This window comes from Citrobacter sp. VF227, assembly GCF_052950715.1.
This window is the reverse complement of the sequence record NZ_JBRFVF010000295.1, coordinates 1-498: the sequence shown is the minus strand read 5'-3', so window position 1 is coordinate 498 and position 498 is coordinate 1. Positions and strand designations below refer to the sequence as shown.

The window sequence follows — 498 nt, the reverse complement described above, 5'->3', positions numbered from 1 at the left end:
GACCTGAAGGGGCACGGCGGGCTGACCGTTGGCGCCGGGCGTTTCGGCAGCGAGTTCGATGCCTTCGCCAAGAGCAGCCTGCAGTTGCAGCAGGTCAACAGCCTCGACCAGGGCTTGCAGAGACTGGTCGCCGGCGGCAGTGATTACCTGTTGCACGAGCGCTACAGCACGGTTGCCGCGGCGGATGCATCGGGCTTGCTGGACAAGATTCAGCGGCTTGATCCGCCAGTGGTCGGGCGTGACATGCATCTGGCCATCTCGCACGATTCGGCCTGCAACGATCCCTGGCTGCGCGGACAACTGGCGCGGAAAATGACAGAATTGCGTGCCGCGGGTGTGCCGGAACAGCTGGTGGCGCACAACCTGACCGTCTGGAAAAACCAGCAGGCGGAGCGGCCAAAGGCTTCGAAAAAGTAGGATTCAGCGTGTTGAAACGTCTCTTCCCCAGCGCATCACTGGCCTTCTTCATGCTGGCCGGATGTGCCAGCGATCCCGCAC

Annotated in this window: 1 protein-coding gene; it reads left to right on the top strand. The window is 62.7% G+C overall.

All coding sequences use genetic code 11. The features are described from left to right. A partial coding sequence (locus ACU8YC_RS26385) for a hypothetical protein (RefSeq protein WP_446896177.1) occupies positions 1 to 417 on the top strand: 417 nt, incomplete at its 5' end. Positions 418 to 498: the final 81 nt, after the last annotated feature.